Source organism: Lysinibacillus fusiformis, from assembly GCF_003049525.1.
Taxonomy (GTDB): Bacteria; Bacillota; Bacilli; order Bacillales_A; family Planococcaceae; genus Lysinibacillus; species Lysinibacillus fusiformis.
Map to the genome: position 1 here is coordinate 1 of NZ_PYWL01000014.1, position 12,537 is coordinate 12,537.

The following is a 12,537-nucleotide window of genomic DNA, read 5'->3' on the forward strand; positions in this document are numbered from 1 at the left end:
TGTCTCTCGAAGATGTACCTGTCTCGTTCATATAATTAAGTACATTCATTTTATAGTCAGCTGAATAGTTTGTATAGGACTTTAAGAAAGTCTCTACGCCATTTTTTTGATAACGGCGAACCCATTCACTGACAATCTGAGCTGTCACACCGATATCATTCGCAATTTCGATCAAAGTTTCATTTCCATTTAAATATCGTTGAACTGCTTGAATACGTTGTTCAACACTTACTTTTGTCATAAAAAAACCCCCGTAAAAGTTAGATTAATGTCTAACTTTTACGGGGCAGTTCATTTCAGCAATGGCTTTTCTTTCAGCGATATAGGCGTCATTAATATGACTTTCAAAAATATCGCTTAAATGCTTATGTAACGTAACTTTTAAACGATCTATATGCGAGGTTCTATTAATAATGTCTACTAAATCTTGGCTCAAGCTAATGGCTGCATAAAATTGCTCCACCATTGCAGGAATTAGATCCTTAGCTAACGGTTGTAGTTGCTTAATAATGGCTAAATCCTCAATTGTTAAATTTAAAAGCTGTAATTGCTTTTGAAGGTTTGGATGACTTAAAACATCTAATTGTACATGGCCCTTAAAATTTTCAGGTGTTAATGTAATTGAGTAGCTGGAACTGCTGTTTTTTGAAAACCAACTCATTATTGTTTGCTCCATTCTTAATATCCATAATAATTGTGAGTAAAATGCACTTCTGAATTTGTTAGGTCTGTAAATTTGATAAATAATTGGTATTAAATCTATTTTACTATTATTTGCTGAATATTTGGTTAAAAATTTGGTTATTTCTTTATTTTTTTACTTTATTGGCAGTCCGATTAGTGAGGCGAAGTAAATTTGAATTTAAATTGGGAAACCTGTAAAATACGAACTGTTTAAGGTGAGAAAAATTGAACGTGAAAGATTATAGGAGGAGGTACTATATGGAGAAAAAACGCTTTAAATTCGTTATTCCAGTCATGGTCATTGTTGCAATAGGTTCCGTTTACATGCTACGAAACTACTATGCGGAAGTACCACATATTGAACAGCTATTAATTACAATTTGCGCCGCTCTAGGGTCAGGGGTTTTAGCATACTTTTTATTCCCACAGCAGGGTGACAATAAAATTGACGACCGAGGTCCTTACTAATAGTAATAAATGAAGCTGCTCGTTTGATTGTTAAACGAGCAGCTTTTTGTGGGAATTAAGGCTTAAATAATTTAAACCAGCCTTTATGTTTAAAGATAGTAAGCATAGCGATTACAACAATAATCATAATACCGAGGACAATAAAATAGCTGTATCGTCCATGCAGCTCGGGCATATTATCAAAGTTCATCCCATAAACACCAGCAATAAAGGTTAGTGGAATGAAGATCGTTGAGACGATTGTTAGAGTCATCATTATGCCGTTCATGCGGCTTGAGCTCATAGCCATATAGCTATCTCGCATATCTGCTGTCAGCTCTCGATTTGATTCAACCATTTCTGTCAGTTTAAGAAGATGGTCGTATATATCTCCAAAATAAGCTCTTTCAGATTTGTTTAATGAAAAGCGGTAAGAATTAAGTACTCGATATAAAAGGTCACGCATTGGTAAAATGGCACGCCGCAAATCGAGCAAATCACTACGAAACTCGAAGACAATCTTCATGGCATTTACATTGCTTTGGTATGTAAGCTCGCCTTCAAGTGCATTTAAATGATCTTCAATTTTATAAACAAGTGGAAAATAACTATCAACGATTTTATCAATGGTTTGATACGTTAAGTAGACTGTGCCACGTTCCCAGTTTTTTGGCTGGCTTTCTAACATCTTTTGTACCTTTTCAATTTCGGGAACTGGGTTCTTATGGAATGTCACAATATACTTATTTGAGGCAAAAATATTAACCTCTTCTGCAGCTAAGGTCAGCTCGTTTAATCGATGAATGACGAAAAAATGGAAATCGTCATAAAAATCGAGTTTGGGTCGTTGTAATCGCATTAAGCAATCTTCAATAGCTAGTGGGTGAAAATGAAAAAATGAATCTAGCAAAGATTCTTCCTCTGCAGTAGGGCAATTAAAATCGACCCAGTACCATTCGAATTCTTGTTGATGTATGGATTCCAAAGGGAAATCTTTTAGTAATTGTTGTTTTTTTGTAATGCCAATGGTGCTTATCACAGCTTTCACCTCAAGTTTTTACTACAAAATATATTTAATGTTCTTCTTTAAAGCATACCCATCCACCAAACAAAGTAGTGGCAAAAAATCGAGAAGGTTTTATAAAACCTGCTTCTTGTAATAATGTTAAAATCGCTTTCTCGGGCATAAATGACAGGGCCCGGATGGATTTTTCCATTTCTGCAACATCAGCTACGGAAAGCTTTGTATGTTGGAGCCAATAGGAACGCCATAAATCGAATTGCAGTTCCGTTTCAATAGTACCGGGTTGACCGTATTTCGAAACTAGGACAAACGGTGCGCCAGGTTGTAAATGGTTCCAAATTTCTTTTAAGGTCGATAGCTTATCTTCATAGCTTTGAATAAAATGAAGGACGAGTACACAACTAGCTGCATCAAATTTTATAGCAGGTAGATGGGTATCCAGCAAGGTTCCTTGATAGAATGACAGATCATTCGGTAAAGATTGGAGACGCTCCTTTGCTTTATCAAGCATGGATTCTGACGGATCAATACCTGTAAATGACCAATTTGGTCTTCCATCTGCTAGCTGTAAAATTTCATTGCCACTACCTGCACCAACAACCAATATATCCGCATGCTCATGTAATGTGGAACGATAAAAAGTTTGTATTAAACGAAGCATTGCATCATAGCTTGGTAGAGTACGGCGAATCCCCTTTTCATATTCATTTGCTAATGTGTGGTTGAATTCCATTTCTCATCACGACCTTTCAAAAATTTTTAAAAAAACTCACTTTAAATTGAAACTATTACGGGTATAGTTCCGTAAATAGTAGTACATAAAACAATAGATAACGTATAAAGAAAGGGTTGATATATATGGAGAGTAAATGGTCTAAAGTAATCATACACGCAAGTTCGTTTTTTGCGCCATGGTTAGTTCCCATTATCTTCTTTTTAGTTAGTTCGGATGAGGAAGTGAAGGCAATTTCTATTCAAGCTATTCTTTTCCAACTTGTCATGGCAATTTTACTTGCTGTTTCTGGATTCTTAAGCATTTTCATTATTGGCATTCCATTTTTAATTGTTTTCGGTATTATGCTATTTGTAGTACCAATTATCGGTATCGTCAAAGCATTAACTGATGAGCCTTGGCGTTATCCAATTGTAGGTCGTTGGGTATAATTTTTATAGACGCAAGTATATGCTAGTTGCATATGCTTGCGTTTTTTCTATAGATAAAAAGGGTACATTAGGTGTAGGAAGCAAAAAGATATGCTCGATAACGACTAATTAGTGCTATTTTCTACGCTTGAATATAGTTTTTTAGCCTTTTCATTTTTCTCTAGGCGAAATCATTGCAATTATTTTCAAGCGTTTTGTATAATATACTCAAAGAAAGTCAAAGATAGTCAAAGTCAGTGAAGCAAGCGAGGTGTATTCCTAAAATGCGTAATATATCAGACATCATAGAAGGTTACTTAAAGCAAGTACTTGAATTAGGTGGAGAAGGGCATATTGAAATAAAACGTAGTGAAATTGCAGACAAATTTCAATGTGTACCATCACAAATAAATTATGTCATTAATACAAGATTTACCGCCGAGCGAGGTTACCTTGTGGAGAGCAAGCGAGGTGGTGGTGGATACATTCGAATTTTACGTGTCCGCGCGAATTCACAGATTGATTTAATCGACGATGTTCTCCAGCATATTGAAGGTGGAGCATCGCAAACAATGGCAGAAGATTTAGTATATCGACTTATCGATGAGCAGGTGATTTCAAAGCGAGAAGCGAAATTAATGTTAGCAGCAATTGATCGCTCAACAATCGATTTACATCTCCCTCTAAGAGATATAATTCGTGCAAAAATATTACGGGCGATGCTGACAACTATAAAATATGAGCAACAGAAATAGTGAGGTGATGGAAATGATATGTGAACATTGTAAACAACGTAATGCGACAGTTACTGTAACACAAGTTCAAAATGGGCAAAAGGTGGAGCACCATTATTGTGACGTCTGCGCCTCACAGTTCCATCCATTTCATGCAGAGTTTAAACAAGAGCCAGTTTCCATACAGCAGTTATTATCAAACTGGTTTGGCTCACCTACATGGCAAAAGGTAGGAGAAAAACAACAAACACAGCCACAACAGCAAACATGCCCACAATGTGAATTTACGTATAAGCAATTTTTAAAAGAAGGTAAGTTTGGTTGCCCAAGCTGTTATGACACTTTTAGTGAGCATTTACCTAAGCTCTTTAACCGCATACAGGCGGGCCCCCAACATATTGGGAAAATGCCTGGTGCCCATAGCAATGTGTATGTCATTAAAAAGCAAATAGAGGATATCCGTAAACGTATGAAGTTCGCTGTAGATGAAGAGCAATTCGAAGAGGCAGCAAAGCTTCGAGATGAAGTCAAAGAGCTTGAGAAGCAGCTACAATTTGAAGGTGGTGATGTGTCTTGATGATTGAATCATTTTTAGAGCGTGCGACACCTACTTGGATGGGTATCGAAGACGATTATTCTGATATTGTCATTAGTACACGAATTCGCCTTGCTCGAAATTTAGATGGCTATCGTTTTCCACTATCGTTTTCAGAGAACGAGGCTTTACAGGTGGAACAGGCAGTTACACATGCAGTAAGCGATAGTCCAACCCTTCAAAATGATTATGCATATTTTGCTATCAATGATCTAACACCTTTACAACGTCAAATTCTTGTAGAAAAGCATTTGATTAGTCCGCAGCTTGCCAAAAAAGAGCAGGTGGGCTCCGTGCTTCTGTCACAAGATGAATCCGTGAGTATTATGGTGAATGAAGAGGATCATTTACGCATTCAATGTATGACAGCGAGTTTCCAGCTTCAAAATGCCTATGAACAAGCGAATAGAATTGACCGTATTCTAGAGAAGGTATTACCTTATGCTTTTCGAGATACGTTTGGCTATTTAACAAGCTGTCCTACGAATATTGGTACTGGGCTACGAGCATCTGTGATGATGCATTTACCTGCTCTTACGTTAACGGGACAGATGAATCAAATTATAAATGCGATGACACGCCTAGGTATGACCGTAAGAGGTATATATGGTGAAGGAAGCGAAAATTTAGGTAATGTTTATCAAGTGTCCAACCAAATTACACTTGGAAAGACAGAAGAAGATATTTTAGCAGATATACAAAGTGTTGCTGAAAAAATTATCCAAAAAGAACGGCACGCGAGAGGTAGATTGATGGAAAAGGCCGAGCTGGCTTTAGAAGATCGAGTTTATCGAGCTTTAGGTACCCTTACGTATGCAAGAATTTTAACGAGTGAGGAAGCGGCTACCTGTCTTTCGAATGTTCGTTTAGGAGTCGACCTACAGTTGATTGACGGTATACTCGCAACAACTTTAAATGAGTGTGTCGTCAGTATGCAACCAGGTTTTTTACAGCATTATGCAGGTGAGGCATTACCGCCTGCTGAACGTGATCGTGTACGAGCTGAAATGCTTCGTGAGGCATTATTTCAAACACACACGAATAAGCCTAATAATGGGGAAAAAGGAGAGGATTTATATGATGTTTAATCGTTTTACACAACGCGCGCAAAAAGTATTACAGCTTGCTCAGGAAGAGGCTATTCGTTGGAAGCACGAATCCATTGGTACAGAGCACATTTTATTAGGGCTTATACGTGAAGGCGGCGGTATTGCTGCAAAAGCGTTAGAAGCTATTGATATTAGTCCTCAAATGATTGAAGCTGGTATTGAAGAATTAGTCGGTAAAGGGAAAGAAGATGTTGGTCCAATAGTTCACTATACGCCACGAGCGAAAAAAGTAATTGAACTATCGGTTGACGAATCACGTAAATTAGGTCATTCGTATATCGGTACTGAGCATTTACTATTAGCACTTATACGTGAAGGTGAAGGTGTAGCAGCTCGCGTCTTAAATAATGCAGGTGTAGGCTTAAATAAAGCACGTCAGCAAGTTTTATTATTATTAGGAAATAATGATAACGCGCAGTCTGGTCAACAAGCGGCACAAGCGGCGAATACCCCAACATTAGATAGTTTAGCCCGTGATTTAACGCAAATTGCCCGTGAAGGTACGTTAGATCCTGTTATTGGTCGAAGCAAGGAAATTACACGTGTTATCGAGGTATTATCGCGTCGTACAAAAAATAACCCTGTCCTAATTGGTGAGCCAGGTGTTGGTAAAACAGCAATTGCTGAAGGGTTAGCACAGCAAATTATTAATAATGAAGTACCAGAAATTCTTCGAGACAAACGAGTGATGACGCTTGATATGGGAACTGTCGTTGCTGGTACAAAATATCGTGGTGAATTTGAGGACCGTTTGAAAAAGGTAATGGATGAAATTCGCCAAGCCGGCAATATCATTTTATTTATTGATGAATTGCATACTTTAATCGGTGCAGGTGGTGCAGAAGGTGCGATTGACGCATCAAATATTTTAAAACCGTCCTTAGCCCGTGGTGAGCTTCAATGTATCGGTGCGACAACGCTTGATGAATATCGTAAATATATTGAAAAAGATGCAGCATTAGAGCGTCGTTTCCAACCGATCCAAGTGGATGAACCAACGGTGGAAGAAGCTATTCTCATTATTCAAGGTTTACGTGACCGCTATGAAGCACATCACCGAGTGAAAATTACAGATGAAGCAATTGAAGCAGCGGCAAAAATGGGTGATCGATATATTTCAGATCGCTTCTTACCGGATAAAGCAATCGACCTTATCGATGAAGCGGGTTCAAAGGTTCGCTTACGTTCATTTGCGGTGCCACCAAACTTAAAGGCACTTGAAGATAAGCTTGAAAATGTTCGCTCGGAAAAGAATGCTGCTGTATCAGGTCAAGAGTTTGAAAAGGCTGCAGCACTTAGAGATACTGAGCAAAAGCTTAAAGATGAGATTGAAGCTACACGCAAGAATTGGAAAGAAGAGCAAGGCAAGGCCGAGTCCAAAGTGACTGTAGATGATGTTGCAGCAGTTGTATCGATGTGGACAGGAATTCCTGTAGCTAAAATCGCTTCTGAAGAATCTTCGAAATTATTACAACTTGAAGAAGAGCTACACAAACGCGTTGTAGGGCAAGGCGAAGCGGTAGAAGCTATTTCACGTGCGATCCGTCGTGCAAGAGCGGGCCTTAAAGATCCAAAACGACCAATCGGTTCATTTATTTTCTTAGGTCCTACAGGTGTTGGTAAAACAGAGCTTGCAAGAGCACTTGCTGAAGTGATGTTTGGTGACGAAGATGCTATGATTCGTGTCGATATGTCTGAGTACATGGAGAAACATTCGACTTCTCGTTTAGTAGGTTCGCCTCCAGGCTATGTAGGCTTTGACGATGGTGGTCAATTGACTGAAAAAGTCCGTCGTAAACCATATTCTGTTGTCTTACTAGATGAAATTGAAAAAGCACACCCTGATGTTTTCAATATTCTACTGCAAGTTCTTGAAGATGGACGATTAACGGACTCTAAGGGTCGTGTAGTAGACTTCCGCAATACAGTAGTCATTATGACTTCAAATGTTGGCGCGGATGCACTTAAATATCAAAAAAGTCTTGGTTTTAATGTTGGTGGCGCAGATTCTAAACATAACGATATGAAGAGTACGATGCTTGAAGAATTGAAAAAAGCATTCCGCCCAGAATTCTTAAACCGTATCGATGAAATGATTGTCTTCCATTCATTAGAAAAAGAGCATTTAAAAGAAATCATTGCGATGATGGGGAATGCTCTAACAAAACGTTTGAAAGAACAAGATATTTCACTAGAATTAACCGATGCAGCGCTTGAAAAAATCGCACAGGAGGGCTATGACCCTCAATACGGTGCACGTCCACTACGTCGAGCACTACAAAAACAAGTGGAAGACCGATTATCAGAAGAATTACTAAAAGGTAATGTGGAGAAGGGTAATCATGTTGTCATTGATTATGTAAACGATGAATTTATTGTGAAGAAAAAAGAGGGAGTTTCTATCTCTAAATAATTTCGAACGAAAGACAGTGAGGCATTAAGTGCCAAGCTGTCTTTTTTTTTGTACAATTAATATAAGAACAAATATTCGAGGTGAAAGAAAGTTGGCAAAGAAAAAAACGAAATTTGTATGTTCAGGCTGTGGCTATGAATCAGCAAAATGGATGGGAAGATGTCCAGGGTGTGGGGAATGGAATAAGATGGTGGAGGAAGTAGAAGTGATTGCGAAAGGACCACGTGGGGCTTTCCAGCATTCTGCTACTGTTACTCAAAAGGCAATCCCTATCATTCAGGTGGAGGCTAGTGAAGAGTCCCGTGTAGCGACAGAAATGGGCGAGCTGAACCGTGTATTAGGCGGCGGTATTGTGCCTGGCTCTCTAGTATTAATAGGTGGTGATCCAGGGATTGGGAAATCCACTTTATTACTACAAGTTTCAGCCTTGCTCTCTAATAAAGGTCATCGTGTGCTGTATATTTCTGGTGAGGAATCTATCCGTCAAACGAAGCTACGTGCGGAGCGTTTGGGGGTAATTTCACAAGAGCTGTATATTTATTCTGAAACAAATCTTGAGTTTTTGAATCAAACGATTGAGGAAGTACAGCCGAAATTTGTCATTGTTGATTCCATACAAACCGTCTTTCATCCAGAGGTAACAAGTGCGCCAGGTAGTGTCTCACAGGTCCGTGAGTGTACAGCTGAGCTTATGCGAATTGCTAAGACAAAAGGAATTGCGATCTTCTTAGTTGGGCATGTTACGAAAGAGGGGCAAATAGCAGGGCCTCGTATTTTAGAGCATATGGTGGATACAGTCCTGTATTTTGAAGGGGAAAGGCATCATAATCATCGTATTTTACGAAGTCAAAAGAACCGCTTCGGCTCTACAAATGAAATTGCTATATTCGAAATGCTACAGGGTGGGCTAAAAGAGGTTTTGAACCCATCTGAGCTGTTTTTACAGGAGCGTTCACAAGGAGCTGCGGGCTCCACGATTGTTGCCTCAATGGAGGGAACAAGGCCAATTCTCGTTGAAATTCAGTCGCTCGTAACGCCTACCAGCTTTAATTACCCTAAGCGGATGGCAACAGGGGTTGATCAAAATAGAGTGCAATTACTGATGGCCGTACTTGAAAAGCGTATGGGTCTCATGCTACAAGCGCAGGATGCATATATTAAAGTTGCTGGTGGTGTGAAATTGGACGAACCCGCCATCGATTTAGCTGTTCTGACAAGCATCGTTTCTAGCTTTAAGGATCAGGCTGTGCGAGCAACGGATTGCTTTGTTGGTGAGGTAGGTCTGACAGGAGAGGTGCGCCGAGTATCCCGTATTGAGCAACGTGTCATTGAAGCAGCGAAGCTTGGTTTTAAAAGAGTATTCATTCCTACATCCAATATAGGTGGATGGGATTTTCCACAAGGGATTGAAATTATCGGGGTAGAAACGATAAAGGATGCATTAAATGCCTGCTTTAGAGAGTTATAGGAAAAACCATGCATGTTAGATATTATTCTGACATGCATTTTCCTTCATTTTTGAAGGAAAAAGAGGAAACTCAAGTAAAGGGATAGGCGTCCTAGTTAATGCATGGTGAAGGTGAGATGGAAAATAGAGATTAAATAATGATAATTTGATGGGCTGATGAAGGATTTTCTACAGTAAACTATGTATAATCTTAACTAACAATAGGAGGTGACAGCTTGTGAAAAAATTTGTTCAAATTGCTTTTTTACTGATTGGAGGAGCGTTGGGCCTTGTTTTCTTACCGCCATTATACGAATTGCTTCATTTATCATCTAATCCTTGGCTTGATAATCCTTACGTATCAGTAGCATTAGGAGCGCTTTTACTGTTTACATTGTCATTTGCGTTTTCCGATTATTTTGTGAAGCTCATTAGCTGGATGGAAGAGGTCCTGTTTAAGGTCCCTGTCGGAGATTTATTATTCGGTACGCTTGGCCTAATAATAGGGCTAATTGTAGCGTATTTCTTAGGCTTTGCTATTAATAGTGTGCAGTTCCCCGTTGTTACAGAGGTGCTCCCTATTATCCTGTCATTTGTATTAGGATATTTAGGCTTCCGTCTAGGTTTTAGAAAAAGGGATGAATTAATACAGCTTTTTACTTTACGTAGTAATCATACGAAGAAAAAAGCTGCTGAGGGTGCTGAAATTCCAGAAGTGCGAGGAAGTTACAAATTGTTAGATACAAGTGTCATTATTGATGGTCGTATCGCAGATATTTCTGAAACAGGATTCATCGAAGGGGTTCTAGTGGTGCCTCAGTTTGTCCTTACAGAACTTCAGCATATTGCCGATTCTTCAGATACATTAAAGCGTACAAGAGGTCGTCGAGGTTTAGATATATTAAAAAAGTTACAGGATGAACGTAAGACAAATGTAGAGATTACAGATGAGGATTTTGAGGATGTGCAAGAGGTAGATTTAAAACTTGTACGACTGGCAAAAAAAATGGGTAACGATACTCAGATTGTCACAAATGATTTTAACCTTAATAAAGTCTGTGAGCTACATCATGTGAAAGTATTAAATATAAATGACTTAGCGAATGCCGTAAAACCTGTCGTGATTCCAGGTGAAGATATGCAGGTGGTAGTCATTAAGGATGGGAAAGAGCATAATCAAGGGGTCGCTTATTTAGACGATGGTACGATGATTGTTGTGGAAGGCGGTCGTAGCTATATAGGACAGGCCATAACAGTAACAGTAACGAGTGTATTGCAGACGTCAGCAGGTCGTATGATATTTGCGAAGCCGAAGGACGATTAGGATGTGAAAAAATGCAGTATGAAGTAGTCTTACCTGCCGCAGGAAGCGGTAAACGTATGGGGGCAGGACAAAATAAATTATTTTTAAAACTTTTAAAGAAGCCTATACTGATACACACGTTAGAGGTCTTTCAACAAGATCCCTTTTGCACAGGTATTTGGCTAGCGGTAAAACCGGAGGAGCGTATCTATATTCAAGAATTACTCGATGAATATCGCATTACGAAAGTCAAAGGTTTACCTGATGGTGGGGCTGAACGACAGCATTCTGTACATTCATGTATGAAGGAAATGCAACAGGTAGACATTGTACTTGTTCATGATGCGGCACGGCCTTTTATTACACATGATATTATTGCAAATCTTGTTCAAAGTGCCCACGACTTTGGTGCAGCTATTGCAGGTGTCCGAGCCAAAGATACAATGAAAAAAGTTCGAAATGGTGTCATTGAGGAAACGGTAGATCGGGACAGCCTATGGATGATTCAAACGCCGCAAGCCTTTCGGTTTGATTTAATTGTTGAGGCAGAGGATGTTGCTGAAAAAGTAGGTTTTCTTGGTACCGATGAAGCAATGCTAGTCGAGCGTCTTGGTCACACGGTGCATATTGTAGAAAGCAGCTACGAAAATGTGAAAATGACGACACAAGAGGATTTACTATTCGGAGAAGCTATTTTACGAAAACGCGCATTGCAACTAAACGAATAGTTATTAGTTTAAACATCTCATTAGTGATAGTTGCTAATGAGATTTTATATTGATGTAGCAAGAAATGATGAAGAGGATATGCTTGTTTTTTAGCTGTCGTTCAAATCCCTGTTGTAATAATGGACCGCGACATCAATGCGAATAATGATGTGTTAGCTTGAAAAAACTAGAAGCAATCACACCTAGGTGGTAAGGTGTAATGGATCTAACGGTACAAGAAAATGCTCACTAATTGCTATCAGCTCAATTTCCTAGGAAATATGTTAAAATGTGAGGGTATAGTAGTGAGTAAATAGATAACAGTGAAGGAAGGTGAATGAGACTGCATTATAGGCAATCTAGGAGCAATAAAATCCACATGTATTGCTAACGTAGTCTCTCTATCTTATGTTTCGAATTGGACAAGGTTTTGATGTACATGCATTTGAAGAAGGGCGTCCATTAATTATCGGTGGTATTACTATTCCACATGAAAAAGGATTAGTTGGACATTCAGATGCAGATGTTTTATTACACACAGTGACAGATGCAGCGCTAGGAGCAATTGGAGAAGGAGATATTGGGCGTCATTTTCCAGATACGGATCCAGCTTTTAAGGACGCGGATTCAGCTAAATTATTAGAATACATTTGGAAAATTGTTGAGGATAAAGGATATATTCTAGGCAATGTCGATTGTACAATTATGGCTCAACGACCGAAAATGGCACCATATATTGAGCAAATGCAAAATCGTATTGCAGAATTGTTACATGCTGAGCCGTCACAGGTAAATGTCAAAGCGACTACAACTGAACGTCTAGGTTTTACCGGTCGTGAGGAAGGTATAGCAGCGATGGCAACGATTCTTTTGATGAAGAAATAAATGTGAGTGAACTCCGCTTTTATTTCCAGTTACAGAGTGGTAAAAT

The 12,537-nt window shown here is 39.0% G+C and carries 14 protein-coding genes; 10 read left to right on the forward strand and 4 right to left on the reverse strand.

Features of this window, described 5'->3' with window-relative positions:
• The coding region (locus C9J29_RS20500; RefSeq protein WP_153062681.1) for a helix-turn-helix domain-containing protein at positions 1–241 on the reverse strand (241 nt) is incomplete at its 3' end.
• Between the two features lie 24 nt (positions 242–265).
• Positions 266–661 (reverse strand): protoglobin family protein, encoded by a 396-nt coding sequence (locus C9J29_RS20505; protein ID WP_043990744.1) that lies wholly within the window; start codon positions 659–661, stop codon positions 266–268.
• Between the two features lie 281 nt (positions 662–942).
• Between C9J29_RS20505 and C9J29_RS20510 the strand changes: the two genes are divergently transcribed.
• Positions 943–1,152, forward strand: a complete 210-nt coding sequence (locus C9J29_RS20510) for a hypothetical protein (RefSeq protein ID WP_008180623.1) — start codon at positions 943–945, stop codon at positions 1,150–1,152.
• Positions 1,153–1,207: 55 nt separating this feature from the next.
• On the opposite strand, the gene corA is transcribed toward C9J29_RS20510, so the two are convergent.
• Together corA and C9J29_RS20520 are read right to left on the reverse strand one after the other, a co-directional pair.
• The gene (corA, locus tag C9J29_RS20515) at positions 1,208–2,170 is read right to left on the reverse strand and encodes a magnesium/cobalt transporter CorA (RefSeq protein ID WP_025116470.1); all 963 of its coding nucleotides are present in this window, start codon (positions 2,168–2,170) and stop codon (positions 1,208–1,210) included.
• A 34-nt stretch (positions 2,171–2,204) separates the two neighbouring features.
• Positions 2,205–2,888, reverse strand: a complete 684-nt coding sequence (locus C9J29_RS20520; RefSeq protein WP_107922710.1) for a class I SAM-dependent methyltransferase — start codon at positions 2,886–2,888, stop codon at positions 2,205–2,207.
• A gap of 125 nt (positions 2,889–3,013) precedes the next feature.
• Between C9J29_RS20520 and C9J29_RS20525 the strand changes: the two genes are divergently transcribed.
• The 9 genes from C9J29_RS20525 to ispF all read left to right on the forward strand — a co-directional run bounded on the left by C9J29_RS20525 (position 3,014) and on the right by ispF (position 12,491).
• Positions 3,014–3,319: a DUF4870 domain-containing protein gene (locus C9J29_RS20525; RefSeq protein ID WP_008180618.1), complete on the forward strand. Its 306-nt coding sequence runs from the start codon at positions 3,014–3,016 to the stop codon at positions 3,317–3,319.
• A gap of 263 nt (positions 3,320–3,582) precedes the next feature.
• A complete protein-coding gene (locus C9J29_RS20530; protein ID WP_025116468.1) occupies positions 3,583–4,053 on the forward strand; it encodes a CtsR family transcriptional regulator in 471 nt (156 codons plus the stop codon).
• 13 nt (positions 4,054–4,066) lie between these two features.
• Entirely contained in the window at positions 4,067–4,609 is a 543-nt protein-coding gene (locus C9J29_RS20535) for a UvrB/UvrC motif-containing protein (RefSeq protein ID WP_025116467.1), read from the forward strand.
• Positions 4,606–5,715: a protein-arginine kinase McsB gene (locus tag C9J29_RS20540; RefSeq protein WP_025116466.1), complete on the forward strand. Its 1,110-nt coding sequence runs from the start codon at positions 4,606–4,608 to the stop codon at positions 5,713–5,715. Before C9J29_RS20535 ends, C9J29_RS20540 begins: the two co-directional genes overlap by 4 nt.
• Positions 5,705–8,149 carry an ATP-dependent Clp protease ATP-binding subunit gene (locus C9J29_RS20545; RefSeq protein WP_008180611.1) on the forward strand — a complete coding sequence of 815 codons (2,445 nt, stop codon included), beginning with the start codon at positions 5,705–5,707 and terminating at the stop codon, positions 8,147–8,149. Before C9J29_RS20540 ends, C9J29_RS20545 begins: the two co-directional genes overlap by 11 nt.
• 91 nt (positions 8,150–8,240) lie before the next feature.
• Entirely contained in the window at positions 8,241–9,617 is a 1,377-nt protein-coding gene (gene radA / locus C9J29_RS20550; protein WP_008180607.1) for a DNA repair protein RadA, read from the forward strand.
• Positions 9,618–9,834: 217 nt separating this feature from the next.
• On the forward strand, positions 9,835–10,920 hold the full coding sequence (locus C9J29_RS20555) for a PIN/TRAM domain-containing protein (protein ID WP_008180605.1): 1,086 nt from the start codon (positions 9,835–9,837) through the stop codon (positions 10,918–10,920).
• 11 nt (positions 10,921–10,931) lie between these two features.
• Positions 10,932–11,627, forward strand: a complete 696-nt coding sequence (ispD, locus tag C9J29_RS20560) for a 2-C-methyl-D-erythritol 4-phosphate cytidylyltransferase (RefSeq protein ID WP_008180603.1) — start codon at positions 10,932–10,934, stop codon at positions 11,625–11,627.
• 387 nt (positions 11,628–12,014) lie between these two features.
• Positions 12,015–12,491, forward strand: a complete 477-nt coding sequence (gene ispF / locus C9J29_RS20565) for a 2-C-methyl-D-erythritol 2,4-cyclodiphosphate synthase (protein WP_008180601.1) — start codon at positions 12,015–12,017, stop codon at positions 12,489–12,491.
• Positions 12,492–12,537: the final 46 nt, after the last annotated feature.

Bases quoted from the DNA above. Each gene is read 5' to 3' on its own strand.
- C9J29_RS20505 (WP_043990744.1), bottom strand. From the start codon at position 661: ATGAGTTGGTTTTCAAAAAACAGCAGTTCCAGCTACTCAATTACATTA.
- C9J29_RS20510 (WP_008180623.1), top strand. From the start codon at position 943: ATGGAGAAAAAACGCTTTAAATTCGTTATTCCAGTCATGGTCATTGTT.
- C9J29_RS20520 (WP_107922710.1), bottom strand. From the start codon at position 2,888: ATGGAATTCAACCACACATTAGCAAATGAATATGAAAAGGGGATTCGC.
- C9J29_RS20525 (WP_008180618.1), top strand. From the start codon at position 3,014: ATGGAGAGTAAATGGTCTAAAGTAATCATACACGCAAGTTCGTTTTTT.
- C9J29_RS20530 (WP_025116468.1), top strand. From the start codon at position 3,583: ATGCGTAATATATCAGACATCATAGAAGGTTACTTAAAGCAAGTACTT.
- C9J29_RS20535 (WP_025116467.1), top strand. From the start codon at position 4,067: ATGATATGTGAACATTGTAAACAACGTAATGCGACAGTTACTGTAACA.
- C9J29_RS20545 (WP_008180611.1), top strand. From the start codon at position 5,705: ATGATGTTTAATCGTTTTACACAACGCGCGCAAAAAGTATTACAGCTT.
- ispD (WP_008180603.1), top strand. From the start codon at position 10,932: ATGCAGTATGAAGTAGTCTTACCTGCCGCAGGAAGCGGTAAACGTATG.
- ispF (WP_008180601.1), top strand. From the start codon at position 12,015: ATGTTTCGAATTGGACAAGGTTTTGATGTACATGCATTTGAAGAAGGG.